The 1,606-nt window shown below is 62.3% G+C and carries 3 protein-coding genes; all 3 read left to right on the top strand.

Annotation, left to right across the window (positions count from 1 at the left end):
* A partial coding sequence (locus NW820_RS06350; protein WP_414407005.1) for a hypothetical protein occupies window positions 1-330 on the top strand: 330 nt, incomplete at its 5' end.
* Window positions 327-521 carry a hypothetical protein gene (locus NW820_RS06345; RefSeq protein ID WP_414399558.1) on the top strand — a complete coding sequence of 65 codons (195 nt, stop codon included), beginning with the start codon at window positions 327-329 and terminating at the stop codon, window positions 519-521. The genes NW820_RS06350 and NW820_RS06345, both read left to right, overlap by 4 nt.
* A 26-nt stretch (window positions 522-547) precedes the next feature.
* Window positions 548-1,606, top strand: a 1,059-nt coding sequence (ribD, locus tag NW820_RS06340) for a bifunctional diaminohydroxyphosphoribosylaminopyrimidine deaminase/5-amino-6-(5-phosphoribosylamino)uracil reductase RibD (protein ID WP_414407004.1), incomplete at its 3' end; no start/stop codon positions are given.

Raw genomic sequence — 1,606 nt, 5'->3', positions numbered from 1 at the left:
GGGGATCCGCTCAGGGGTGACCACGGTGGTGGAGGCGGGGATCACCTTCCCGGCGTTTTGTGCAACGGTGGCGTCAACTGCCCAGACGCGGGTTTATGCTTTGATCCTTCTCTGCTCTACATCGCCACTGCGGATTTCATCGCCCACCGCCTCAGGCTGGCTGTGGATTGGAAAAATCAAGATCTGGATCGGGCCAGAGCAGTGATCGAGACCCATCGCCAGGTGGTGGTTGGCCGCAAGGCTCGTCCCACCCTCAAGCTGGGAGAGAGGGAATCACCCACGCTCACTTCCGCTCTGATTCTTGGCGAAGAATATGCCTGCCGATCATGATTCATCTGGGCCGCTTCCCGATGGATGAGGTGTTGGATCCCTCAGATTTGTTGGATCGCCTGCGTTCGGGAGAGATTGTCAGCAACGAACAAAAGGCCCGCGCCCGCGACTACGCATTGCAGGTGGCAGAGCTAGAATCCAAGGCAATTGCAGCTTTCAACCGCAAGTTGGCAGCCTTGTCACCGGCTTGAGCCGCTCTGGAGCGGATGCCCATTTTATGATTTCGGATCAGCAGTGGATGGAACGGTGTCTATCCCTGGCCCGTTCCACACCTCAGCGTCCCTCTCCCAATCCGCGGGTGAGTTGCGTGATCGTGCAGGGGGATCGGGTGGTGGGAGAAGGCATTCATCCGGGGGCAGGGCAGCCTCATGCCGAGGTGTTGGCTCTGCAACAGGCGGGATCCCTGGCCAGAGGCGCAACGCTCTACGTCAACCTGGAGCCCTGCAACCACTATGGCCGTACCCCTCCCTGTACCGAGGCCATCCTAGCTGCCGGGATCCGGCGGGTGGTGGTGGGGATGCAGGATCCCAATCCCTTGGTGGCCGGCAAAGGGATCCGACGCCTGCAGGAGGCGGGGATCGACGTGACGGTGGGAGTGCTGGAGCGGGAGTGCCAGGAGCTGAACGAGGGGTTTGCCTTCGCCATTGTGCGGCAACAGTGTTTCGGCCTGCTGAAATACGCCATGACCCTGGATGGCAAGAGCGCCGCCGCCACCGGCCACAGCCGCTGGATCAGCAACCCTCTGGCGCGGCAATGGGTTCACCAACAGCGGGCCTGGCACGATGCGGTGATTGTGGGATCCCGAACCGTTTGGCAGGATAATCCGCGCCTCACCTGTCGTCTGGCGGAGTTGCAGGGATCCCAGCCGTTGCGGGTGGTCCTCAGCCGTTCCCTGAACCTACCTCCCGTCGCCCATCTGTGGCAGGTGGAAGAAGCGCCGACGTTGGTGATCACAGAAGCTGTGGCAACCCATCCTTTGTGGGGATCCCTGGCCAAGCAGGGGGTGGAGCTGCTGCATCTGCCCCAAGTAACCCCCTCGCGGGCGGCACAGGTGCTCTTTCAGCGGGGGTGTCTGAGTGCCCTCTGGGAATGCGGGGGCACGCTGGCCTGGGCAGCCCTCAAAGATGGGGCGATCCAGAAAGTAGCCGCCTTTATCGCTCCCAAGATCCTGGGGGGAGCCGCTGCGCCAACCCCGGTAGCAGGGGAGGGGATCCCTGATGTCAACCAAAGCTGGCAACTGGTGGAGCCGCGGCTGGAGACCTTGGGGGATAACTGG

This window comes from Synechococcus sp. R55.7 (assembly GCF_047461955.1).
GTDB lineage: Bacteria > Cyanobacteriota > Cyanobacteriia > Thermostichales > Thermostichaceae > Thermostichus.
This window is presented reverse-complemented; position numbering and strand designations above follow the sequence as displayed.

Coding starts and splice junctions, on each gene's coding strand:
- NW820_RS06345 (WP_414399558.1), top strand. CDS start 327: ATGATTCATCTGGGCCGCTTCCCGATGGATGAGGTGTTGGATCCCTCA.